The following is a 344-nucleotide window of genomic DNA, read 5'->3' as shown; positions in this document are numbered from 1 at the left end:
GATTGGAAATTCAATAATACTTATAGTGGCACTCCACAGGGAGGAATAATCAGCCCAATTCTATCAAATATTTATCTAAATGAACTTGATAAGTATATCGAAGAGTATAAAACACTATTTGATAAAGGCACACGCCGACAAAACAACATAGTATATACCCAAAAATATAAGCGACTTTGGTATTTAAAAAAGAAATTCGCAGATAGAAAAGTACTGGCTCCACACAATGAATTAACTGAGATTACAAGTGAAGTGAAAAGGCTTCAAAAAGATATACGTACAATGAGTTCAGTAGAATTAATGGATTCTAGCTTTAAGAGAATTCAATATGTACGATATGCCGA

1 pseudogene is annotated in these 344 nt (G+C 32.3%); it reads left to right on the top strand.

From position 1 onward, the window contains the following. Positions 1 to 344, top strand: a pseudogene (locus tag ACS2CR_RS34500) (reverse transcriptase/maturase family protein); the annotation flags it as partial.

Origin of the sequence: Bacillus cereus group sp. BceL291, assembly GCF_051776705.1 — a bacterium.
GTDB lineage: Bacteria > Bacillota > Bacilli > Bacillales > Bacillaceae_G > Bacillus_A > Bacillus_A cereus.
This window is presented reverse-complemented; position numbering and strand designations above follow the sequence as displayed.